A 21,663-nucleotide genomic window follows, 5' to 3' on the forward strand; every position below is an offset into this window, starting at 1 on the left:
AAACGGCGCCGCGGCCGGGAGCCTGCGCGGGCTCCTGGCCCGCTGCCGGCGTTCCGCCCGGCGACCGCCGGCATGGGAGGCGGCGGGGGCGGTGTTGGCGGGGGCGAAGATGTTCCGCCCGGCGATGTCGAGCCGGTTCACCACGGCGCCACGACGTCATAGATGCGCTGGCCCCAGGCCGGCTGCTGGAAGTCGTTCAGGCGGCCGCGGCCGGCATAGGAGATGCGGGCCTCGGCGATCTTCTCGTAGGGGATGATGTTCTGGCCGGTGATGTCGAGCGGGTTCACCATGCCGGCGATGTTCAGCACGCGGACCTCGTAATTGACGAGGATCTCCTGCGACCCGCTGATCATCAGGTTGCCGTTCGGCAGAACGTCGGTCACCACCGCCGCCACCGACAGCTTCAGCTTTTCGGAGCGGTCGATATTGCCCTTGCCCTTGGTGCTGGTGTCGGAATTGATGTCGAGATTGGCATCCGCCTTGGCGTCGGAGCCGGACCAGCCGAAGCCCGAGGCCGAACCGTCGAGACCGATGCCGGCCTTGGACTTCGCCGCGCGCGAACGCTCGGTCGCGTTGTCGAACTGGGCCTGGTCGTTCATCTGGATGGTCACGGTCAGCACGTCGCCAACCCGCGTCGCCCGCACCGTGCGGTAGATGCTCTGGGTGTTCTGGTCCCAGATGGAGCCGAAGCTGCGCTTGGCCGGCGCCTGGAAGGCGATCGGGATCGGGTCGGTCTGCGGCTCGATGCCGTAGCCGACCGGAGTCAGGGACGGGCCGTTGGCCAGGCTGTCATACTTGTCGGTCTGGCAACCGGCGAGGGCAAGCGCGGACAGGGCGGCGAGGCTGAGCGTGAGACGGCTCATGATGATTTCCCATCGGCAGGCGTGCGGCGGGCGATGCCGACCATGGTGCCGGTCAGGCGTGCGGCCCGGGCGGGGTCCATCTCGTTGAGGATCGCGCTCGCGACACGCGGGCTGAGCTTGGCGAGGATGGCGGCGGCGGGGTCATCCCCCATGGCCGACATCTGGGCGGCGGCGGCGTCGGGGCGCATCTGCGAGAAGACGGCGATGACCGCACCATCCGCCCGCTTCAGGAACTCCTCGCGGCGGGTCAGCCAGGCCTCGTACTCGGCCCGCTTGGCCTCGAGCTTGGCGAGACGCTCCTCGATGTCCTTTTCCATCGCGCTGAGCGCCGCCTTCTGGCGGGCAAAGCGGGCATCGCTGAGGGCATCGGCGATGCTGCGGCAGTATTGGGCGGCGTTTTCCTCGACCCCGGCGGGATCACCGCCCGGCGCCGCGCCGGCGGCCAGAGCCGCGGCCGGCGCTCCGCCCGCGTCCTGGGCACGGGCTTCGCCGGGCACGAGGAAGCTGCCGAGCAGGATCGCCATCACCAGCCCCAGCATCCCGGGCACGGGGGAATCCGGGTGGAGCGGCAGCACCGGGGCGTCCTCCGGCGACGAGGCGGCGGGGCGCGGCTGGTAGCGCCAGGAGTCGTCCTCCTCGACCTCCTCGGCAGGCGTTTCGGCCCCGAGCCGCAGAAGCGCGGCGGCGATGAAGCCCATGCACCCGCCGGCCATGTAGACGAAGAGGTAAGGCAGCAGGTTGAGAACGGTGGTCATGCTGGGTTCTCCCGGGAACGTACCGGTCACTGGACGACGAGTTCGGCCTGGAGCGCGCCGGATGTCTTGATGGCCTGAAGGACGGAGATGATGTCGCTGGGCTTCATGCCCATGCGATTGAGGCCCTGGACGAGCGTCTGCAGGTCGGTGCCCCGCACGATGGAGAGGTACCCACCCGCTTCCTCGGCCTGCACGTCCGTGCGCGGAACCACGGTGGTCCGCCCGTCCGAGAAGGGCTCCGGCTGCGACACGATGGGCGTTTCGGTGACGCGGACCGTCAGGTTGCCCTGCGTCACCGCGACCGTGGAAATCTGCACGTTCCGGCCGATCACCACGGTGCCGGACCTCTGGTCCACCACCACCCGCGCCGGTGTATCCGGGTCCACCGTCAGTTCCCCGATGCTGGCGAGGAACCGCGTCGGGCTGAACCGGGCGGGACGGCGCACCACGACGGTGCGGAAGTCGCGCTCCTGCGCCAGCGGGCCGACACCCTTGGAGGGGTAGCGCTGGTTGATCGCGTCCGCGATGCGGGTGGCCGTGGTGTAGTCCGGGTTGTTCAGCTCGAGCACATATTCGCCGAGTTCGGCGAGCTGGCCGGGCACCGGCCGTTCGACAAGGGCGCCGTTCGGGATGCGGCCCGAGGTGGGCACGCCCTGGGTCAGGCTTTCGGCCTGGCCTTCGACCACGAAACCCGTCACCACGATCTGGCCCTGGGCGACGGCATAGGTCTGCCCGTCGCTGCTGTTGAGCTGCGTCACCAGCAGGGTTCCGCCCTTGAGCGAGGAGGCATCGCCCAGCGAGGCGATGCTGACATCGACCCGGGAGCCGACGCCGGCGAAGGCCGGCAGATTGGCCGTCACCGCCACCGCCGCGACGTTGCGCGCCCGCAGCGGCACCCGCGTGCTGATGCCCATGCGGTCCAGCATCGACTGCAGGGTCTGCTCGGTGAAGGGCGCGTTGCGCAGCGTATCGCCGGTGCCCTGAAGGCCGATGACGAGACCGTAGCCGAGGAGCTGGTTGTCGCGCACGCCCTGCACGCTCGAAATGTCCTTGATCCGCGTCGCGGCGTCGGCTGGCAGCGCGGAGATGACAAGGGCGAGGAGGAGAAGGAGGGCGCGCATCACTGGAAACCCACCTTCACGCTGCCATCGGCCTGCACCACGCCGGTGACCATCTGTCCGGTGTCGGCATTCTTCAGGCGGATGGTGGCGCCGAGCACGCCGTTCTCCAGCGGCACGCCGACCGCGGTGATGCGGAGGCCGTCCTGCTCGAAGCGGATCTGGGTCGCGGTGCCGCGGACCACGAGCTTGGGCTCGGTCACGGCGTTCACCGGGACCGGCACATCCGGCCCCAGCACCCGCTTGGCCACCTTGCCGGTGAGCTGCTCGCGGCGCGTGGCGATGGGATAGCGGTTCGCGACCGACGCCGGGAACGGCTTTTCGGTGATCATGCCTTCGCTGATGATCTCCCCGGGGGCGATCGAGGTGACGAGGACGGGCAGCGTCAGCGTCAGCCCCGCGGCCGCCTCGGGAACGGCGACGTTCGCCGGGCTCGCCGCGGCATCCGGCATCGCCGCCGCGACGGGCGGCACGTAGGGAAACACGGGAAAGGCGGTTCCGGCGTCCTGCGCCGGCACCGCGCCTGTCGAAAGGGCGAGCGCCAGCACCGCGGCGAGGGCCGCGCCGGTCATCGAGCGAAGCATCGAGGCGGTCCTTGCTAGCGGATGCCCTTGGAGACCGTGGCGGCCATTTCGTCGGCGGCCTGGATCACCTTGGAGTTCATCTCATAGGCGCGCTGCGCCGATATCAGCTCGGTGATTTCCTTCACCGGGTCGACGTTGGAATTCTCGAGATAGCCCTGGTGGATCTTGCCGAAACCTTCCGCCGCCGCGACACCCGTGATGGGCTGCCCCGACGCCGAGGTCTCGCGGTAGAGGTTGTTGCCGACCGGCTCGAGGCCGGCGTCATTGGCGAAATTCGACAGGCTGAGCTGGCCGAGCTGCTGCGGCAACGCCTGACCGGCGGTCTTGGCGTAGATCTCGCCGGATTCGTTGATGACGATCTCCACCGTGTTGGTGGGAAAGGTGATCGCCGGCTCCACCACATAGCCGTCATTGGTCACGAGCTGGCCGTCCGGTCCCTTGTTGAAGGAACCCGCCCGGGTATAGAGCGTCTCGCCGGTCGGCCCGGTGATGCGGAACCAGCCGCGCCCGTTGACGGCGATGTCCAGCGGATTGCCGGTCTGTGCCAGCGGCCCCTGGATGTGCAGGTTGCGCACGCCCACGGTGCGCACGCCGAGGCCGATCAGCGCGCCATCCGGGATGGGAAGGCCGCCGTCGACATTCGGCACGCCCTGGGCGCGCTCGGCCTGATAGAGCAGGTCGGAGAACTCGGCGCGGGCGCGCTTGAAGCCCGTGGTGTTGATGTTCGCGATGTTGTTCGCGATCACTTCCACATTGGTCTGCTGAGCGCTCATGCCCGTGGCGGCGATGGCCAGTGCCTTCATGTCGATGTTCCTGGGGCGTAAGTGAGCGGAACGAATTGCGGCCCGCGTGAAGAAAGCGCGTCGCGTCGATGTGCCGGGCGTTCGCGCCAGCCGGCAGCCCGGCAGGCGTGGGCCCGCAGGCGATCGGCTCCGCGTGCGTCAATCCGGTCGGCGGATCGGCGGCACGCTCAGATCTGCATCCGCGAGATTTCCTGATAGGCGGCGACCACCTTGTCGCGCACCGCCAGGGCGGTCTGCAGCGTCTGCTCGGCGGACAGGATGGCTTCCACCACATGCTGCACCGAGGCCTTGCCCTCGATGCCGGTGATGGCGGTCGCTTCCGCCCCCTTGATCGCGTTGACGGCCTGACCGGAGACATCGGCCAGCACGTCGGAAAACTGTGTGCCGGCGACCGGCGTGGCGGCAGGCCCCGCCGGCGGTGAGGCGTTGCGCAGGGTGCCGACGGCGTTGAGTGCGTCGATCATTAGCCGGCCCTCAGAAGATCGATGGTTTGGGAGATCATGGAACGCGCCTGCTTGATCATCTGCAGGTTCGCGGAATAGGAGCGGCCGGCCTCGCGCATGTCGGCCATTTCGAGCATGACGTTGACGTTCGGCATCTTGACGTTGCCGTCGGCGTCGGCGGCGGGGTTACCGGGGTCATGCTCGATGGCGAACGGCGTCTGCTGGTCGGTGCCGAGCGACGTCACCGCCACGGCGGTGGCGCCCATCGCGCGATCGAAGTTGGCGCCGAACTCGACCGTCTTGCGCACGTAAGGATCGGCACCCGGCGCGGAGCCGGTGGAGCGGGCGTTGGCGATGTTCTCCGCCACCACCCGCATCCGGGTGGACTGGGCGACGAGGCCGCTGCCGGCAATCTGCGTTATGGACTTCAGCGGATCGATCATCAGGCGGTCCTCACGCTGGCGAGCACCATCCGGTGGAAGGCGCGCACGATGCTCGTGTTCAGATTGAAGGTGCGGGCGACCTCGTCGGCCTTGAACATCTCCTGGTCGAGGCTCACCGAGTTGCCGGATTCCGTCACCTGGGCATCCCGCAGCTCCGAGACCCGGAAGTCGCTGCCTTCCAGCGCCGCCATGTCGATATGGCCGGGGCTGGTGCGGACGGTGGCGAGATGCGTGCGGTCGAGCACGGTCGAAAACGGCTCGACATCCCGCGCGAGATAGCCTGGCGTATTGGCATTGGCGACGTTCGCGGCGATCGTCGCCTGGCGCACGGAGGCCCAGCCGGCCTGGCGCGAAGCGAGATCAAACAGGAATATCTTGTCCAAGCTGGTCTCCCTCGTCTGATGGGGCGACACTAGGCGCAGAACCTTGCACGAAGCTGGCGGGCGGGCGGCGAGGCCGAAAGGGCCTCAGTTGCTGGCAATCCGCGCCGAGGCCAGCGCCGCTCCGAAGCGGCGCAGGTTGTCGTCGGGCGTTCCCGGCCCGGCGGGAAACGCGATCCGGTCGATATGGACCCCGATGGCGGTGTCGCCGAACTCGACGCGGAAAGCGGCCTCGATCGCCTCTTCCCGGAAGTGCATGTCGATGCTGACATTGGGGGGAAAGCCCCACTCCGTCTCCATCGTCGCATGGCGGGCGTAGCGCACCCGGCCCGGCTTCATGAACAGTTCCGCCGAGGAGGCGACGAGGTCCTCGATGTTCGCGTCCTGGCTGCGGCTGATATAGGCCATCACCACGCCGGCATTGGTCAGGCAGAGTTCCGCCAGGAAGCCGCGGAGCGTTTCCGCCAGCATCTGCTCGAAGGGCAGAAGGGCGAGCTCCGGCAGGGATTGTCTCTCGAGGTGATGGGCACCGTCACCTTTGCGCATGTCCGCCTCGCGAATAGATGAAGTGCAATATCTTCGCGACCGGCCTGTAGAATTCCGGCGGAATCCACTGGTCGACCTGGACCGCTTCATACATGGCGCGCGCGAGGGCACGATCCTCCACCACGGGGACGCCGTTGCTCTCGGCGATCTCGCGGATCTTCAGCGCCACCAGATCGACGCCCTTGGCCACGATCAGCGGCGCCCCACCCTTCTGGCGGTCGTACTGGATGGCGATGGCGTAGTGGGTGGGGTTGGCGATCACCACCGACGCCTTGGGCACCGCGTTCATCATGCGTCGCCGGGCGCGCTCCATGGCGAGGGAGCGCATCCGCGCCTTGACCATCGGGTCGCCTTCCATCTGCTTGAACTCCTCCTTGACCTCCTGCTTGGTCATGCGCAGCTCGGCGCGCCAGTGCAGGCGGGACCAGACCAGATCGAGGCAGACCAGCACGATGGTGCCGACGCACACCGCCGACACCAGCCGCACCGCCAGCTGGAGGAGGATCGCCGGCAGCAGCACGGGGTCGGCCGAAAGCGCCGACACCACCTCCCCGCGGGCCGAATACAGCAGGATGCTGCAGACCAGGCCGATGGCGCCGAACTTGAAGAGCGACTTGAGGAAGTCGACATGGCCCTGCTTTCCGAAGATGCGGGACCAGCCGGCGGCGGGCGAGATGCGCGAGGCCTGCGGGCGGATGCGCTCGCCCACGATGCTGGGGGCGTTCTGGACCAGCGACGCGACGAGGCCGGCCGCCCCCAGCACCAGCACCACCGGGAGCAGGAACCGGGCGGCGGCGCCGAGCAGCATCCAGAACAGCGCGACGGCATCCTCGCCGGTGGACAGCGGGAAGCCGGCGGGATCGTCCAGCAGACGGGAGAGCCCGTCCGCCAGCATCCCCGCCTGGGGCTGCATGAAGAACGACAGGCTGGCAAGAATGCCGAGAAGCGAGGCGAACAGCGTCGCCTCGCGCGAGAAGGGAACATTACCCTTCTCCACGGCGTCGGCGATCTTCTTCTCGCTCGCTTCCTCGGTCTTGCTCTCCTTGTCGGTATCACCGGACATGAGGTGCCCTAGCGCACATAGGCATCGTCTTCGTTGCCCGAGTTCAGTTCGATTTCGCCGCGGCCCGCCATTTCAAGGGCGAGATCGGTGATGAGACGGCGCGCCTCGGCAACATCGCGCTGCGAGGATGGCTCGCTGCCCAGCAGTTCCTGCTCGACCATGCGCCGCACGCGCGAACCCAGCGACTGCAGGATGATCTCGCGGAACTCGGGGTCGGTCCCCTTCAGCGCCAGCACGGTGCGGTCGTTCGGCACCTGATCGAACAGCGAGGTCCGGGCGCGGGGCGCCAGCGTGATGATGTCGTCGAAGGTGAACAGCAGGCCCTTCAGGATCTCGGCCGACTTCGGACGGCTGCCGGCGAGGCTGCTGAGCACGTTCTCCATGTCGTCGCGCTCCATCTTGTTGATGATGTCGGCGATGCGGGCATGGGTGTCGGCGCCGGCGTTGCGCGCCAGGTTCATCATGAAGTCTTCGTGGATGGTGTCCTCAATGATCCGCATCGTCTCGTCGACGATCGGCTTGAAGGCCAGCATCCGCCGCATCACCCCGTTGCGCATGTCCTCGGGCAGGTGGCTCATCACCTTGGCGGCGCAGGAGGGCTTCACCTTGGACAGGATCAGCGCCGCGATCTGCGGGTGCTCCTTCAGGATGTAGGTGGCGATGGTGTTTTCGGCGACGCCGGAGATCCGATCCCAGATCGAGTGATGCGCCTGACCCAGCACATCGTTCATGATCTCGACGACCTTCTCCGGCGGCAGCACCCCGCTGAGCATCCGCTCCACATCCGCCGTGCTGCCGACCAGATGGGCGCCGGCGGCGAACTGGGTGGCGAACTCCTCCACCGCCAGTTCGACCTGCGGGGTCGAGACCGGCCGCAGCTCCGCGATGGCGCGGGTGACTGTCTTGATCTCCTCCGGGTCGAAATGCTTCATGAGCCGGCTCGCCATGGGCTTGCCCATGGCCATCAGCAGCGCGGCCACGCGGTCCGCACCCTGGAGCGGGCGGGAGACGATCCTCTGGGGGGCGGCGGCCATGGGCGCAGCCTCAGCGCGGAACTTCGCCGCCGGCCGCACCCACGATCTCGGTGAGCGATACGCCGAAGCGGGAGCTGTCCTCATCCACCACGACGACCTCGCCGCGCGCGATGATGCGACCATTGACGACGACGTCGACCGGCTCGCCGACGCGATGGTCGAGCGGGACGATGGCGCCGCGGCCGAGCTTCATGAGCTGGGCGACCGGCAGATTGGCCGAGCCGAGCACGACCTGCAGCGTCACCGGCACGCGCAGCAGCGATTCGAGGCCGCGCCCGGAGCCGAAATTCTCTTCCAGCGTGCCGGCACGCGGCGTTTCGGCGGAAGCGGCGATGCCGTCGGGGGAAAAGGTTGAGGTGTTCACGGCTCGAACTCCAGATTCGTGCGCGGACGCGGCGGACGGGAGGCGCCGAAGCGCTGGTCCATCTCGCCAATGATGTGCTCGGCGGCCTCGATGCGGTCGCACAGGGCGAGCAGCAGTTCCTGGCTGTCGCGGTTGAGCAGCGAGACGGCCTGATGGGCGCTGGACAGCGCGTCAGCGCTCTCGCGCAGCGCGACCCGATAGTCGCGCTGGCACGCCGTCAGCGTGTCGAGCTTGAGGTACATGATGATCACGCAGGCGCTCGTCACCACGAGGGAGACGAACAGCACGGCGTCAGCGGGGGAGAATATCATCGAGGAACTCCTGATCGAGATCGACCGCATCTTCGATACGCAAGACATAAGCGCCCTCGGCTTGCCCGAGGCTGCACCAGAACAGGGGCTGGTCGGGGCTCCCCAGCTTCACCTTGCTGCGCGGGGTCGCCTGCAGGGCCAGAACCTGGCCCACCTTCAGCGCCGCCACGTCGCCGAGCGCGATCTCACGCTCCTCGAGCACCGCCCGCAGGCGGACCTCGGTGCGCTGGACCTCGCCGCGGATGTGCTTGGTCCACACCGGGTCGCGCGGGGACGATTCGCCGGCCGCCGTGCTGGCCAGCTGCTGGCGCATCGGGGTGAGCGCGCCCTGCGGGATGAGCACGAACATCTCGCCGCCGCGGTTGATCGCCTGGAGCAGGAACTTGGCGCAGACGCACTGGTTGCTCCGCCGGCCGATCACCGCGAAGTCCATGCGCGTCTCCTGGCGCTGGAACTTGAAGCTCGCTTTGCTGACCAGGGCGAAGCAGGCCTGCAGGGCCTTGGCGGCCTGTTCGAACAGCGCCTGGGCGATGCGGATCTCGATGTTCGAGAACGAACGCTCGTCCTCGACCGGCGCTTCGGAACCGTCGGCGCCGAACAGCACCTCCACCATGGTGAAGACGAAATCCCGGTCGAAGCCGACGATCACCTGGCTGTCCCATTCCGGTGAATGGAACACGCCGGCAATGGCGTTGCCCTCGTAGCTGTCGAGCACGTCGCCCACCCGGGCGATCTCGACGGTGGAGAGGGAATAATAGGCCTGCGACGCGGCAAGGACCCGGAGGCTGTCGGCGCAGTGCGTCGCGAGGCGGTCGAAGATCACATGCAGCATCGGCAGCTTGTCGAGCGACAGGCCGGCGGCATCGAGCAGAAGGTCGCGAATGTCGCGGGGAGCGGTGACGGCGGTGGCTTTCATGTCACGCCGCCTGCTGCATGGCCGCGACAGACGGCACGTTGGAGATGGCCTCGCTCTCGACCTCGTCGATGGTCGGGCGGTCGGCGCCGGAGATGGTCTTGCGGCCATGCTCCAGCGCGATCTGCGGCAGGGCCCCGTTCATGTAGGCGATGAGCGACTGCTTCACGATGATGAAGGGCTGCACCTGCTTCTCCCGCGTCATCTTGATCTTGGTGGCGAGCGGAGACAGCACCGCATACGACATGAAGATGCCGACGAAGGTGCCGATCAGCGCCGAGCCGATGTAGTGGCCGAGGATCTCGGGCGACTGGTCGATGGCGCCCATGGCCTTCACGATGCCGAGCACCGCCGCGCAGATGCCGAGCGCCGGCAGCGCTTCGGCCACCGTGCTGACCGCGCCGGCGGGCTTGGTCTTGTGCTTCTTCACCGTCGAGATTTCCTGCTCCATCAGCGCCTCGATCTCGTGGGAGCGGGCATTGCCGATGACGATGAGGCGGGCGTAGTCGCAGATGTACTGCGTCAGCTCCTTGTCCTTCAGGATCGTCGGGAAGTGCTGGAACAGGGTCGAGTTCTGCGGGTCGTCGATATGACCTTCGACCTCGTTGCGCGGCCGGGTGCGAAGTTCCCGCATCAGCGCATAGAGCAGGCCGAGCAGCGCGAGGAAGTCCTTGCGCTTGGGCGCCTTGTTGCCCACCGCCTGGACGATGCTCGCACCGGTGTCCTTGATGGTCGACAGCGGGTTGGCGATGATGAAGGTGCCGATCGCGATACCGCCGATGATGACGAACTCGAACGGCTGCCAGATCACCTCGATATGGCCGCCCATGGCCATGAAGCCTCCGAGAAGGGAGGCGATGCCTACGATCAAACCAATTAAGACGCCCATTCGAAGCCCTCCGCTGTCCCTGCCGGTCTAGGCGGGCAAGGTTGCGCGGAGCTTGAGTCCGCCCGGCGGGGCGGCGCCGAAGGGGAAATGGAAAGGCAGGTCCGAGCAAGCTTCGCCCGTCAGGTTCAGCCGGATGCTCCCGGGGGAACCGCCAAATGGACACGACATTTGCGAGCTACCAGTCGCTGTCACGCGATCTCGCGCGCACGTTGAAGCTCAAGAGCGCCGAACCCAGCGTGGCGCTCGAAACCAAGTTCTACAAGGCCAACATCGGGCAGATCAAAAGCATCGATGACTTCCTGAAGAACACGCGCGTCTTCACCTACGCGATGAAGGCCTTCGGGCTGGAGGACATGGCCTTCGCCAAGGGCTATATGCGCAAGGTGCTGCAGGGCGGCGTCACGGATTCGTCCTCCTTCGCCAACCGCCTGAACGACGACCGTTTCGTCGCCTTCGCCAAGGCGTTCGATTTCAAGCAGTACGGCGCCCTGACGACGAGCCGGACCGAAGCCGTCACGCCGGTCGTGGACAAATATGTCCGCCAGTCCCTCGAGACCGACCTGGGAGCCGAGAACCAGGGGCTGCGGCTCGCGCTCTATTTCAAGCGCGAGGCCCCGAACGTGAAATCCGCCTACGGGCTGCTCGGCGACGCGGCGCTGTGGAAGGTCGTGAAGACGCTCTACGATTTTCCCGATGCCATGGCCAATGCCGACATCGCCAAGCAGGCCAGCGCCGTGAAGGCCCGGCTGAACGTGGCCGACCTCAAGGATCCGGTCAAACTCGATCGCCTCATCAGCCGCTTCACCGCGAAATGGGACGCCGCGAACGGCATCGCCGACAGCAGCGTCACCTCCCTGTTCGCCCGCAACAACACCCGGCTGGATATCGGAATGACGCTGATTTCACTCAAGTACGGAGGCTGATGTCGTGTCGTCAGGACTCTATGTCGCCCTTTCCGCGCAGATGGCGATGGAACGGCGCTTGAACACCATCGCCAGCAATGTCGCCAACATGAACACGCCGGGATATCGCGCGGAGGAGATCAAGTTCTCGGCGCTGCTCTCGAAGGCCGGCAAGGCCGAGGTCGCCTACAGCAGTGCCAATGAGAGCTACACCTCGACCCGGGCGGGACAGGTGACCTACACCGGCAACCCGCTCGACGTCGCGCCGCAGGGCGACGCCTGGTTCGCCGTGCAGACGCCGGCCGGACGCGCCTATACGCGTGACGGCCGCCTCCAGATGTCGGCCACGGGCGAGCTGAAGACCGTCGACAACTTCCCGATGCTCGATGCCGGCGGAACCATGCTGATGCTGGACCCCGCCGGCGGCGCCCCGACGATCGGTGCCGATGGCGCCATCACCCAGGGCGGCAACATCGTCGGTTCGATCGGGCTGTACCAGATTCCGGCCAGCGCGAAGCTGACCCGGAACGGCGCCTCGACGGTCATCCCCGACAAGCCCGCCCAGGCGGTGCAGGACTTCAGCGCGGTGGGCGTGCGCCAGGGCTACGTCGAAGGCTCGAATGTGGAGCCGATCCAGGAAATGAGCCGGCTGATCATGGTGCAGCGCGCCTTCGAGATGGCGGCCTCCGCCGTGCAGCTGAACGAGGACAGCACGTCCGAGGCCATCCGCTCGCTGGGACCCGCGTGACATGACCAATGCCTTGCTGAAGCTGCACGACGAGGTGCTCGCCGGGCTCGAGGAAGTGCCGCTGGTCCGGGTCGGCGGCTCGGTGTGCGAGGTCACGCCGACCTATCTCAGGGTCAACGGCCTCTCCCAACACCTCAGGCTCGGCGAGCGGGTTTCGCTCCAGCTCGCCGACCGCGCGGTGATCGGCGAGGTGGTGCGCCTCGACACCGGCGGCGCGACCGTGAAGCCCTTCGACGAGCGCACCGCCATCGGCATCGGCGCGGAGGCGTGGCGCGCCGGCGCGCTGGCCTTCCGCCCGCATTCAAGCTGGAAAGGCCGGGTCATCAGCGCGCTGGGCCTGCCGCTCGATGGCAAGGGCAGCCTTCCGCTGGGCGAGTGGCGCATGCCGCTCGACGGCGAGCCGCCGGATGCCATGAGCCGCGCCCGGATCGAGAAGCCGCTGCGCACCGGCGTGCGGGTGATCGACCTGTTCACCCCCATGTGCCAGGGCCAGCGTCTCGGCATCTTCGCCGGCTCGGGCGTGGGCAAGTCAACCCTGCTCTCGATGCTGGCCCGCTGCGAGGGCTTCGACACGGTCGTCGTTGCCCTGGTCGGCGAGCGCGGCCGTGAGGTCCGCGAGTTCCTCGAAGGCCCGCTGGCGCCGAACCGGCACCGTGCCGTGGTCGTGGTGGCGACCTCGGACGAGAGCGCGATGGTGCGCCGTCTGGCGCCGCAGGCCGGCCTCGCCGTGGCCGAGTACTTCCGCGATCGCGGCGAATCCGTGCTGCTGATCGTCGACAGCGTCACCCGCTACGCCCATGCCGCCCGCGACGTCGCGCTCGCCGCCGGCGAGCCGGCGGTGGCGCGCGGCTACGCACCCAGCGTGTTCAGCGCCCTGCCCCGCCTGCTGGAGCGGGCCGGCCCGGGCCTTGAAGGCACCGGCTCGATCTCGGCGGTGTTCTCGGTGCTGGTCGACGGCGACGACCACAACGATCCCGTGGCCGACGCCATCCGCGGCACGCTGGACGGCCACATCGTGCTCGACCGCGCGATCGCCGACCAGGGCCGCTTTCCCGCCGTCAACATCCTCGGATCGGTCTCCCGTCTCGCCGATCTGGTGTGGAGCCACGACCAGCGCGAACTCATCCGCAAGCTGCGGAGCCTGATCTCGCGGTTCGAGGACACCCGGGACCTGCGCCTGCTGGGTGGCTACACCCCCGGCAGCGACCACGAACTCGACCAGGCCGTGGCGGTGGTGCCGAAGATCTACGACGCCCTTCGTCAGCTCGCCGACGCGCCCCCGAGCCGCGATGCCTTCGCCGAACTGGCCCAGGCCATACGCGGCTGACCCACGCCAGTTTCGCACAAGCCTTTCATCGTCAATTGGCACCGGCTCCGATGGCCGGAGCATCACCGCCGCAGGAGTCTTCCATGAGCCTTTACGGCACGCTGCGCACCGGCGTTTCCGGCATGACGGCACAGTCCAGCAAGCTCGGCACCGTCGCCGACAACATCGCCAACTCCAACACGGCCGGGTACAAGCGGGCCTCCACCGAGTTCTCGAGCCTGCTGGAGCAGGGTCCGATCGGCGAGTACCAGTCGGGTTCGGTGGAAACGCGTATGCGCTACGCGATCTCCCAGCAGGGAGCCATGAACTACTCGACGTCCAACACCGATCTCGCGGTGCAGGGCAACGGCTTCTTCCTGGTGTCCGACACCGCCGGCACCTCGTATCTCACCCGCGCCGGCGCCTTCAAGGTGGACGCCTCCACCGGCAACCTCGTCAATACCGCCGGCTTCACGCTGATGGGCTACGACATCAGCAACGGCGCCCCGGATATGGTGCTCAACGGCGCCGGCGCGCTGGAGCCGGTGAACATCTCCGCCACGCGTCTGGCCGCCACGCCCTCGACCAAGGGCGCCTTCGCCGCCAACCTGCCCGCCGCGGCGGACGTGGTGGCGGGATCGACCCCGGCCAACAACGTTGCCGGCAGCTCCTATTCCCAGAAGTCCTCGCTGGTTGCCTTCGACAATGTCGGCAACAAGGTCACGCTGGACATCTACCTCACGAAGACCAGCGCCAGCCCGATCAGCTGGCAGATGTCGGTGTTCGACCGGGCCGCCGCGCCGGCCACCGGCACCTTCCCCTATTCGTCCGGCCCGCTGGCGACGACGGCGCTGAACTTCGACGAGAGGGGCGCCCTGACCTCGGTCCCGAGTCTCAGCCTCGCCGTGCCGAATGGCCAGCCGCTGACCCTCGACCTCACGGGAATGAGCCAGCTCGCGACCTCCTACACGCCGCTCTCCGCCACGGTGGACGGCAAGGCGCCCAGCGCCGTCGCCAGCATCCGCATCGACAAGGACGGCACGGTCAACGCCATCGACCAGAACGGCATGTCGAACGCGCTCTACAAGGTGCCGCTGGCCTTCGTCACCTGCCCGGACAATCTCAATCCGCGGGCGGGCAACGTGTTCGAGGTGACGGACGGCTCCGGCGCGATCCAGATCGGCACCGCCGACACGGGCGGGCTTGGGTCCATCGTCTCCGGCGCCACCGAGGCCTCGACCGTCGATGTCGCCACGGAGCTGACCGAGATGATCGTCGCGCAGCGGGACTACACCGCCAACTCCAAGGTGTTCCAGACCGGGACGGAGCTTCTCGACACCCTCCTGAGCCTCAAGCGGTGATGTCATCATGAGCCTGTCGCTCGCCCTCAACACCGCGCGTTCCTCGATCTTCGCGACCTCGACGCAGATCGAGACGACGTCCCGGAACATCGCAGGTGCCAGCGATGCCGGCAGCTCGCGCAAGATCGCCGTCACCACCACGAGCGCTACTGGCGGCGCCTATGTCGTCTCGATCTCGCGGGCCGTCGACACCGAACTCTATTCCCGCATGATCGGCGCGACCTCCAGCACGGCCGATCAGCAGGCCGTGCTGGAAGGTCTCGACCGGCTTCAGGCGGTGGTCGGTGATCCCACCAGCGAAACCTCGGTCGGTGCGCGGATCGGCAAGCTCGACGACGCGCTGGTGAAATACGCGAACGCGCCGGACGAGCCGGCGCTCGGCAGCGCCCTTGTCGTCACCGCACGCGATCTCGCCACCACGCTCAACAGCGCCAGCGCCTCGGTGCAGACGGTGCGGACCGAAGCGGACACCGCCATGGCCCGCTCCGTGGCCCGGGTGAACGATCTGCTCGGCCAGTTCGAGGCGGAGAATACCGCCGTGGTGCGGGGCACCTCGCTCGGCGCCGACGTGACGGACGCGCTCGACCGCCGCGACGGCATCCTGTCGAAGATCGCGGAGGAGATGGGTGTCACCACCCACACCCGCGGCAATAACGACATGGTCATCTATACCGACAGCGGCGTCACGCTGTTCGAAACCCGGCCACGGACCGTCGCCTTCCGGGAGACGCCCATCTACCAGCCGGGCACGGTCGGGAATGCGGTGACCGTCGACGGCGTCGAGGTGACCGGGGCCGAAGCGGCCATGCCGCTCAGCTCGGGCCGCCTGGTCGGACTGGCGACGCTGCGCGACGACGTCACCGTGACGTTCCAGACCCAGCTCGACGAGACCGCCCGCGGCCTGATCGACGCCTTCGCCGAGAAGGACCGCACCGGGGCTGGCGGTCCGCCGCGGCCGGGCCTGTTCACCGCCGGCAGCACCAGCCTGCCCGCCGTGGCGACAGGGCTTGCCAGCCGCATCGCCGTCGCCGCCGCCGTCGACCCCAGTCGCGGCGGGTCGACCTCCGTGCTGCGCGACGGCGGCATCAACGGCGCGGCCTATGTGGCCAACACATCGGGCAATGCCGGCTATGCGACCACGCTCAACAGCCTGCACGACACGCTCGACGCCGTCCGCGGCTTCGATGTCGCGAGCCAGCTCGACCCGAAGCAGAGCCTGAAGGACTTCAGCTCGGCCTCGATCGGCTGGTTGTCCGGGGTCCGGCAGAACATCTCGGCCAGCGTCGACAGCAACAAGGCCCTGCTGGCCCACGCCTCGAACGCGCTGTCCAACGCGACCGGCATCAACATGGACGACGAATACGCCCGGCAGCTCGAGCTGGAGCGCAGCTACCAGGCCTCCTCGAAGCTGATCGCCGTGATCAGCGGCCTGTTCGACACTCTCATGCAGTCGGTGAGGTGACATGCGCACCACCTTCATTTCCACACAGAGCCTTTCCAACGCCCCGCGTTCGGCGCTGCCGCGGCTTCAGGCCGAACTGTCCGACACCAGCACCGAGATCACCACCGGCCGCTACGCCGATGTCGGCAAGCAGCTCGGCGTCAGCACGGCGGAAAGCGTGCAGCTCCGGCTGGAGCAGGCGGCGCTCAGCTCGCTGAAGGACGGCAACGCCTCGGCGACCGCGCAGATCGACCGGACCCAGACCGCCCTGGCGGATATCCGCTCCGGCGCGGATTCCTTCCTGCAGCAGCTACTGGCGGTCACCGGAACCGGGGGCTCCGGCGCGGTGCTGCAGCAGCAGGCGAGCGGCATCCTCAACGACCTCACCGACACGCTCAACGTCACGGATGGCCGGCGCTACCTCTTCGGCGGGCTCAACAGCGGCGAAAAGCCCGTCGCCGCGCTGGCCGAAGGACCCGGCGCCGCGATCTCGGCCGCCTTCGCCAAGCGCTTCGGTCTCGATCCCGCCTCGCCGCAGACCGACCCGAAGGTCAAGGATATCACCGCCGCCGGCATGGCGGACTTCATCGACAAGGACCTTGCCGGCTTCTTCGACGAGGCAGGCTGGTCGGCGACCTGGTCCAACGGATCCAGCGAGAACCGCACCGCGACCATCGGGCTCAGCGAGCGCGTGGAGGTTTCGGCCAACGCCAATGAGCCAGCCATGCGCAAGCTGGCGATGGCATACACCATGGTGGCGACGCTGGGCACGCAAGCCCTGAGTGCTCCGGCGCTGCAGACCGTGATCGACCGTTCCCGCTCGCTGGTGGGGACGTCGCTCAGCGAACTCACCGCGGTCGGCGCCCGCCTCGGGGCGGCGCAGAACCGGATCGACGCCTCCAACGAGATGATGCAACGGGCGCAGGACGTGGTGCAGCGCCGGCTGTCGGCCCTCGAATCCGTCGACACCGCCGAAGCGAAGACCCGCTTCGACACCCTCTCGACCCAGATCGAGATGTCTTACTCCCTGACGTCTCGAATACTCAAAATGTCCATCCTCAACTACGTCTAACCGAAGGATTGAGGCGTCATGTACAGGTTTTCCTATGCCGACATCCTGGGCGACTCTGGCGCCGAAGGGCGCGAGGAGGAACGTCTCGCCCTCGATCACGCCATCGAGCTGCTGACCCGCGCCGAGAAGAGCGGCCCCTCCTCCGTCGAGGCCGCGCAGGCGGTGCTTTACCTCCAGAAGCTGTGGGGGTTCCTGATCCGCGATCTCTCGGACCCGCACAACGAGCTGGCCGACAGCCTGCGCGCGAACCTCATCTCGATCGGCCTCTGGATCATCAAGGAGGCCGACCAGATCGTACAGGAAAGGTCGACCAACTTTTCCGGGCTGATCGACGTCAACCGCACCATCCGCGACGGGCTGAGGTAATCCCACCATGCAGATCACGCTGAAACCCGGCGAGCGAATCTTCCTCAACGGCGCCGTCATACGGGTCGACCGCAAGGTGACCATCGAATTGATGAATGACGTGGCGTTCCTGCTGGAAAGCCACGTGCTGCAGGTGGAGGACACCACCACGCCGATGCGCCAGCTCTACTTCATCGTGCAGACGATGCTGATCGAGCCACGCAAGGAAGCCGCGGCCCGCAAGCTGTTCCGCGAGCAGCTCGCCGGTCTCATGGTCAGCTTCCAGAGCGAATCCATCGTGGTCGCGCTGGCTCAGGTCGGCAGCTTCGTCGACGCCGGGCGCCTGTTCGACGCCCTGCGCACGATCCGCCGCCTGTTCCTGGTCGAGGCCACCATCCTGGGCGGCACGCCCAAAGCGGCCTGAAAGGCAGCCCCATGACGAGCGTTTCCCCCCTGACGAGCACCTCGGGCCCCACGTCGACCTCGGCGACCAAGGCCGACACGAAGGCCGACGTGAAGGCCGCCAGCCTCGACTACACCGCCTTCCTGCGTCTCCTCATCGCCCAGATGAAGAACCAGGATCCGACCAAGCCGATGGATTCCACCGCCTATATGAGCCAGCTCGCCTCCTTCTCGCAGGTGGAGCAGAGCGTCTCGACCAATTCGAAGCTCGATTCCCTGCTGACCTCGTCGGCGCTGCAGACCGCCGACAACGCCATCGGCCGCAACGTGACGAGCGCCGACGGAACGATCTCCGGCCGGGTCGCCTCGGTCCGCATCACCTCGGAGGCGCCGGTGGCGACCCTCACCGATGGACGGGAAGTCACGCTCGGCGCGGGCGTGCGGCTCTCCTGATGAACGAGGCCGACGCCCTCGACCTCGTCCAGTCGGCGATCTGGACGATCATCATCGCCGCGGGACCCGCCGTCGGGGTGGCCATGCTGGTCGGAATCGCCATCGCGCTCCTGCAGGCGCTGACGCAAATCCAGGAGGTGACCCTCACCTTCATCCCGAAGATCATCGCCGTGCTCGTCGTCACGGCCCTGACCGGCACCTTCATCGGCCAGCAGATCCTCGCCTTCACCGAGGAGGTGTACGGCCGCATCAGCACGGGCTTCTGACCAGATGAGCGAGATCGGACTGCTAAACGCGCCTGCCGGCGCTCCTGCCGAACGCAACTCGCGCCGCGACGTCGCCTTTGCCGGCGGCATCGTCGCGATCCTGGCCATCCTGTTCCTGCCCATCCCGCCGGCGATGATCGACATCGGGCTTGCCCTGTCGATCGCGCTCTCGGTTCTGATCCTGATGGTGGCGCTGTGGATCCAGAAGCCGCTGGACTTCTCCTCATTTCCCACCGTGCTGCTGATCGCCACGCTGCTGCGCCTCGCGCTCGGCATCGGCACCACCCGCCTCATCCTCGCCCATGGCGGCGACGGGGTGACGGCCGCCGGCCACATCATCCATGGCTTTTCGCAGCTGGTGATGAGCGGTGACTTCGTCATCGGCATCGTCGTCTTCGCGATCCTGATCACCGTCAACTTCCTCGTCATCACCAAGGGCGCCACCCGCATCGCGGAAGTGGGCGCGCGCTTCACCCTCGACGCCATCCCCGGCAAGCAGATGGCGATCGACGCCGACCTCAATGCCGGGCTGATCGACGACAAGGAGGCCCAGCGCCGCCGCGCCGAGCTGGAGGAGGAAAGCGCGTTCTTCGGCTCGATGGACGGCGCCTCCAAGTTCGTCCGCGGCGAGGCGATGGCCAGCCTCATCATCATCGCGGTCAACATCTTCGGCGGCATCATCATCGGCGTCACCCGCCACGGCCTGCCGCTGAGAGAGGCGGCGGACGTCTTCACCCGGCTCTCGGTCGGCGACGGTCTCGTCTCGCAGATCCCCGCCCTCATCGTGTCGCTGGCGGCGGGCCTGCTCGTCTCGAAGGGCGGCACCCGCGGTTCGGCGGAAAAGGCCGTGCTGGGCCAGCTCGGCGCCTATCCCCGCGCCCTCTACGTCGCCTCCGCCCTGCTGTGCGCGCTGGCGCTGGTTCCCGGCCTGCCCTTCCTGCCGTTCGCGATCCTGGGCGGGCTGATGACCTTCGTCGGCTACACCATTCCCCGCCAGCTCGCCCGCAAGCAGCAGGAGGAGCGCGCCCGCGAGCAGGTGCAGCAGCAGCAGATCGCCGCGGAGGCGAAGGACTCGGTGAAGGAGTCGCTGCGCACCCACGAGATCGAGATCGCCGTTGGCAAGCAGCTCGCCACGGCCGTGCTGCGCAACCCGCCGGAGCTGGCTCACCGCATCGGCAAGATGCGGCGCAAATTCGCCGAGCGTTACGGCTTCGTGGTGCCGGAGGTGAAGGTCAGCGAGAGCCTCACCGTGCCGAGCAAAAGCTACCAGATCAAGATGCACGGCACCGTGGTCACCTCCCACGAGATGCGGATCGGCGAACTGATGGTCGTGATCGGCGACGGGCCGAAGCCGGACGTGCCCGGCGACGAGGTGCGCGAGCCGGCCTTCGGCATGCGCAGCATGTGGGTGTCCGAAGCCTATGCCGGCGAAGTCAAGCGCGAAGGCTTCACCGCCGTGGACTCCCTCTCGGTGATGCTCACCCATCTCAGCGAGGTCATCTCGAACAACCTGGCGCAGCTGCTGTCCTACAAGGACATGCGCGCGCTGCTTGATCGGCTGGATCCCGAATACAAGCGGCTGATCGAGGACATCTGCCCGGCACAGATCTCCTTCTCCGGCCTTCAGGCCGTCCTCAAGCTGCTGCTGGCGGAGCGCGTCTCGATCCGCAACCTTCATCTCATCCTGGAAGCGGTCGCCGAGATCGTGCCGCACGCCCGGCGTTCCGAACAGGTGGTGGAGCATGTCCGCATGCGCATGGCGCAGCAGATCTGCGGCGACCTCTCCAATGGCGGCACGCTGAACGTGCTGCGGCTCGGCGGCAAATGGGACATCACCTTCCACGAAAGCCTGAAGCGCGATGCCAAGGGCGAGGTGGTCGAGTTCGACATCGACCCGCGGCTCGTGGAGCAGTTCGGCACCGAAGCCTCCGGCGCCATCCGCGAGCGGATGAAGACCGGCGGAAACTTCGCCCTGGTCACCTCGCCCGACGCCCGGCCCTATGTGCGGATGATCGTCGAGCGCATGTTCCCCTCGCTGCCGGTGCTGTCCCACGTCGAGATCGCCCGCGGGGTCGAGATTCATTCGCTCGGAACGATCTCGTGACCGCGCTCGCGGACGCCTTCTTCATCGAGGCCTTCCTCATCTTCTGCCGCATCGGCGCCTGCCTCATGCTGATGCCCGCCATCTCGAGCGGCCGAATCCCGATGCATGTGCGGCTGTTCCTTTCCCTTGGCATTTCGCTTGGGCTGCTGCCGCTGCTCGGCCCCCGCGTGGGGCTGAGCGTGGCCGATGGCGGCCTGCCCGGACTGATCGGTGCCATCTTCGCGGAGCTGTTGGTCGGGGGGATGATCGGCCTGTTCGCGCGGCTCTTCCTCCTCGCGCTGCAGACCATGGGAACGGCGGTGGCCCAGTCCATCGGCCTTGCGACACCTGCCGGCATGGGCATCGAGGAAGACGCGATGCTGCCGGAGGTAACGACGCTGTTCACCCTCACCGGCGCCGTCCTGCTGTTCGCGACCGGCCAGCACTGGGCGATGCTGCGGGCGCTGATCGAATCCTACGACGGCATTCCCGCCGGTGCGGGACTGGCGCCGGTGCGATCCCTTTCCATGCTGGTCGACCAGCTCAGCCTGACCTTCACCGTCGCGCTCCGGCTTTCCGGACCGTTCCTGATCTACTCGATCATCTTCAATTTTGCGGTTGGCATCACCAACAAGCTGGTACCGCAGATCCCGGTCTACTTCATCGCGATGCCCTTCATCACCGCGGGCGGGTTGCTGCTGCTGCATTCCACGATCGACGACATTCTCGTCCAGTTCATGGCGGCATTCACCGCCTGGCTCCAGGCGATCTGACC

Annotated in this window: 27 protein-coding genes; 12 read left to right on the forward strand and 15 right to left on the reverse strand. The window is 67.4% G+C overall.

From position 1 onward, the window contains the following. Positions 1-137: 137 nt before the first annotated feature. From KHC27_RS03180 to motA, 15 genes are all read right to left on the reverse strand, one after another. The gene (locus KHC27_RS03180) at positions 138-863 is read right to left on the reverse strand and encodes a flagellar basal body L-ring protein FlgH (RefSeq protein ID WP_213334955.1); all 726 of its coding nucleotides are present in this window, start codon (positions 861-863) and stop codon (positions 138-140) included. Then, a complete protein-coding gene (locus KHC27_RS21490) occupies positions 860-1,618 on the reverse strand; it encodes a MotE family protein (protein WP_246518790.1) in 759 nt (252 codons plus the stop codon). Before KHC27_RS21490 ends, KHC27_RS03180 begins: the two co-directional genes overlap by 4 nt. Positions 1,619-1,644: 26 nt before the next feature. Further along, positions 1,645-2,739: a flagellar basal body P-ring protein FlgI gene (flgI, locus tag KHC27_RS03190; protein WP_213334956.1), complete on the reverse strand. Its 1,095-nt coding sequence runs from the start codon at positions 2,737-2,739 to the stop codon at positions 1,645-1,647. Continuing rightward, positions 2,739-3,320: a flagellar basal body P-ring formation chaperone FlgA gene (gene flgA / locus KHC27_RS03195; protein ID WP_213334957.1), complete on the reverse strand. Its 582-nt coding sequence runs from the start codon at positions 3,318-3,320 to the stop codon at positions 2,739-2,741. Before flgA ends, flgI begins: the two co-directional genes overlap by 1 nt. A gap of 14 nt (positions 3,321-3,334) precedes the next feature. Continuing rightward, positions 3,335-4,123: a flagellar basal-body rod protein FlgG gene (flgG, locus tag KHC27_RS03200; protein WP_213334959.1), complete on the reverse strand. Its 789-nt coding sequence runs from the start codon at positions 4,121-4,123 to the stop codon at positions 3,335-3,337. A 167-nt stretch (positions 4,124-4,290) separates the two neighbouring features. Further along, positions 4,291-4,587: a flagellar hook-basal body complex protein FliE gene (locus tag KHC27_RS03205; RefSeq protein ID WP_213334961.1), complete on the reverse strand. Its 297-nt coding sequence runs from the start codon at positions 4,585-4,587 to the stop codon at positions 4,291-4,293. Continuing rightward, positions 4,587-5,006: a flagellar basal body rod protein FlgC gene (gene flgC, locus KHC27_RS03210; RefSeq protein WP_213335216.1), complete on the reverse strand. Its 420-nt coding sequence runs from the start codon at positions 5,004-5,006 to the stop codon at positions 4,587-4,589. The genes KHC27_RS03205 and flgC overlap by 1 nt, the downstream gene beginning before the upstream one ends. Before the next feature lie 2 nt (positions 5,007-5,008). Further along, entirely contained in the window at positions 5,009-5,392 is a 384-nt protein-coding gene (gene flgB / locus KHC27_RS03215; RefSeq protein ID WP_213334964.1) for a flagellar basal body rod protein FlgB, read from the reverse strand. Positions 5,393-5,476: 84 nt separating this feature from the next. Continuing rightward, entirely contained in the window at positions 5,477-5,935 is a 459-nt protein-coding gene (locus KHC27_RS03220) for a hypothetical protein (protein ID WP_213334967.1), read from the reverse strand. Then, positions 5,922-6,998 (reverse strand): flagellar biosynthesis protein FlhB, encoded by a 1,077-nt coding sequence (flhB, locus tag KHC27_RS03225; protein WP_213334968.1) that lies wholly within the window; start codon positions 6,996-6,998, stop codon positions 5,922-5,924. Before flhB ends, KHC27_RS03220 begins: the two co-directional genes overlap by 14 nt. A gap of 8 nt (positions 6,999-7,006) precedes the next feature. Then, on the reverse strand, positions 7,007-8,032 hold the full coding sequence (locus tag KHC27_RS03230) for a flagellar motor switch protein FliG (RefSeq protein WP_213334970.1): 1,026 nt from the start codon (positions 8,030-8,032) through the stop codon (positions 7,007-7,009). A gap of 10 nt (positions 8,033-8,042) precedes the next feature. Further along, positions 8,043-8,330 carry a flagellar motor switch protein FliN gene (fliN, locus tag KHC27_RS03235; RefSeq protein WP_246518807.1) on the reverse strand — a complete coding sequence of 96 codons (288 nt, stop codon included), beginning with the start codon at positions 8,328-8,330 and terminating at the stop codon, positions 8,043-8,045. A 62-nt stretch (positions 8,331-8,392) separates the two neighbouring features. Continuing rightward, entirely contained in the window at positions 8,393-8,707 is a 315-nt protein-coding gene (locus tag KHC27_RS03240; RefSeq protein WP_213334974.1) for a hypothetical protein, read from the reverse strand. Continuing rightward, complete coding sequence (locus tag KHC27_RS03245) at positions 8,688-9,623, reverse strand: flagellar motor switch protein FliM (protein ID WP_213334976.1); 936 nt, start codon at positions 9,621-9,623, stop codon at positions 8,688-8,690. The genes KHC27_RS03240 and KHC27_RS03245 overlap by 20 nt, the downstream gene beginning before the upstream one ends. Before the next feature lies 1 nt (position 9,624). After that, the gene (gene motA / locus KHC27_RS03250) at positions 9,625-10,509 is read right to left on the reverse strand and encodes a flagellar motor stator protein MotA (RefSeq protein WP_213334978.1); all 885 of its coding nucleotides are present in this window, start codon (positions 10,507-10,509) and stop codon (positions 9,625-9,627) included. Positions 10,510-10,664: 155 nt separating this feature from the next. Between motA and KHC27_RS03255 the strand changes: the two genes are divergently transcribed. The 12 genes from KHC27_RS03255 (at position 10,665) to KHC27_RS03310 (ending at position 21,661) form a co-directional block, all read left to right on the forward strand. Next, entirely contained in the window at positions 10,665-11,432 is a 768-nt protein-coding gene (locus tag KHC27_RS03255) for a DUF1217 domain-containing protein (protein WP_213334981.1), read from the forward strand. Between the two features lie 4 nt (positions 11,433-11,436). Beyond that, positions 11,437-12,159: a flagellar basal-body rod protein FlgF gene (gene flgF / locus KHC27_RS03260; protein ID WP_213334984.1), complete on the forward strand. Its 723-nt coding sequence runs from the start codon at positions 11,437-11,439 to the stop codon at positions 12,157-12,159. 1 nt (position 12,160) lies between these two features. Then, positions 12,161-13,486: a flagellar protein export ATPase FliI gene (gene fliI / locus KHC27_RS03265; protein ID WP_213334987.1), complete on the forward strand. Its 1,326-nt coding sequence runs from the start codon at positions 12,161-12,163 to the stop codon at positions 13,484-13,486. A gap of 83 nt (positions 13,487-13,569) precedes the next feature. After that, positions 13,570-14,826: a flagellar hook protein FlgE gene (locus KHC27_RS03270; protein WP_213334989.1), complete on the forward strand. Its 1,257-nt coding sequence runs from the start codon at positions 13,570-13,572 to the stop codon at positions 14,824-14,826. Between the two features lie 7 nt (positions 14,827-14,833). Beyond that, positions 14,834-16,288: a flagellar hook-associated protein FlgK gene (gene flgK / locus KHC27_RS03275; protein ID WP_213334991.1), complete on the forward strand. Its 1,455-nt coding sequence runs from the start codon at positions 14,834-14,836 to the stop codon at positions 16,286-16,288. Between the two features lies 1 nt (position 16,289). After that, positions 16,290-17,339, forward strand: a complete 1,050-nt coding sequence (locus KHC27_RS03280) for a flagellar hook-associated family protein (protein WP_213334993.1) — start codon at positions 16,290-16,292, stop codon at positions 17,337-17,339. An 18-nt stretch (positions 17,340-17,357) separates the two neighbouring features. Continuing rightward, a complete protein-coding gene (flaF, locus tag KHC27_RS03285; RefSeq protein WP_213334995.1) occupies positions 17,358-17,705 on the forward strand; it encodes a flagellar biosynthesis regulator FlaF in 348 nt (115 codons plus the stop codon). Positions 17,706-17,712: 7 nt separating this feature from the next. Beyond that, a complete protein-coding gene (gene flbT, locus KHC27_RS03290; RefSeq protein ID WP_213334997.1) occupies positions 17,713-18,108 on the forward strand; it encodes a flagellar biosynthesis repressor FlbT in 396 nt (131 codons plus the stop codon). Between the two features lie 11 nt (positions 18,109-18,119). Next, positions 18,120-18,539, forward strand: coding sequence for a flagellar hook assembly protein FlgD (gene flgD / locus KHC27_RS03295; RefSeq protein ID WP_213334999.1), 420 nt, complete (start codon positions 18,120-18,122; stop codon positions 18,537-18,539). Continuing rightward, on the forward strand, positions 18,539-18,805 hold the full coding sequence (gene fliQ / locus KHC27_RS03300) for a flagellar biosynthesis protein FliQ (RefSeq protein WP_213335001.1): 267 nt from the start codon (positions 18,539-18,541) through the stop codon (positions 18,803-18,805). Before flgD ends, fliQ begins: the two co-directional genes overlap by 1 nt. A 4-nt stretch (positions 18,806-18,809) precedes the next feature. Beyond that, on the forward strand, positions 18,810-20,909 hold the full coding sequence (flhA, locus tag KHC27_RS03305) for a flagellar biosynthesis protein FlhA (protein ID WP_213335004.1): 2,100 nt from the start codon (positions 18,810-18,812) through the stop codon (positions 20,907-20,909). Next, a complete protein-coding gene (locus KHC27_RS03310; RefSeq protein ID WP_213335006.1) occupies positions 20,906-21,661 on the forward strand; it encodes a flagellar biosynthetic protein FliR in 756 nt (251 codons plus the stop codon). Before flhA ends, KHC27_RS03310 begins: the two co-directional genes overlap by 4 nt. Positions 21,662-21,663 lie beyond the last annotated feature (2 nt).

This window comes from Ancylobacter lacus (genome assembly GCF_018390635.1).
Classification (GTDB): domain Bacteria; phylum Pseudomonadota; class Alphaproteobacteria; order Rhizobiales; family Xanthobacteraceae; genus Ancylobacter; species Ancylobacter lacus.